This is a genomic window from Bradyrhizobium sp. NBAIM03, assembly GCF_020194055.1.
GTDB classification, from domain to species: domain Bacteria; phylum Pseudomonadota; class Alphaproteobacteria; order Rhizobiales; family Xanthobacteraceae; genus Bradyrhizobium; species Bradyrhizobium yuanmingense.
The window spans coordinates 1-784 of record NZ_JADYVS010000098.1 but is presented as its reverse complement, the minus strand read 5'-3'; the positions used below and the strand labels follow the sequence as shown (position 1 = coordinate 784).

Sequence of the window (784 nt, the reverse complement as noted above, 5' to 3'; positions counted from 1 at the left end):
GTCCCAGAGATTGGGCAGATGGGTATTCGAATAGCCGGAGACGAACGGCTTGCGCTCGCCGTCTTCCGTATAGACGGAGCGGTGGATGCCGCCGATGTTACCGCCGTAGACGTGGATGCTGATCGACGTGCGGTCGTCAAAGGCGTTGTGCACGCGGTGGATGTCACCCACGCGCGGCGAGACGTGCTCCACCGCGCCGGGCTCCAGGCGGATCGCCGGGCCGTCGGGTTGGGGTTTGCCTTGGGCGTCGAGCTTGAACGGCTGCGAGTATTCGGCGCCGCGCAGCATGCCGATCAGACCCCACGTGGTGTGGTCGTGAATGGGTGTGCGCTGGCCCGGGCCCCAGACAAAGCTGACGATGGAAAAGCGCTCGCCGGAATCGGCATGCAGGAGGAACTGCTGGAAGTGCTCGGGGTGCGGCTGGGCGTATTCAGCGGGCAACCAGTCGTCGCGGGCGACAAGCGCACTGAGCAGGGCGCCGGCGCGCGAGAGGATTTCGGCTTCGGTCGGTTGCTGATCCAGCAGGCGCGACAGCGCCGTCACGAACTCACGCAGCGGCGCGATGGACTGTGTTTGTGCGGGTGCCGCAGAGGAAGCAGCAGCGGAAACAGTGGCGAGTACGGGCGTGCTCATCGACAGGTTCCTGATGTGGGATTTTTGGGCATCTTGCTGGACTTGGTTGGCGGCGTCCAGCTAAACCCCGAGCGCAGTACGGCCGGCTGCCAGCAGGATGGAGTCGTTCTGCGGCGTGTGAATGCGGCTGCACAGCACATCGCGATAGTGG

1 protein-coding gene is annotated in these 784 nt (G+C 64.9%); it reads right to left on the bottom strand.

The features are described from left to right. Positions 1-633: cysteine dioxygenase (locus I6F21_RS37560; RefSeq protein WP_225184362.1), on the bottom strand; the 633-nt coding region annotated here is incomplete at its 3' end. Positions 634-784: the final 151 nt, after the last annotated feature.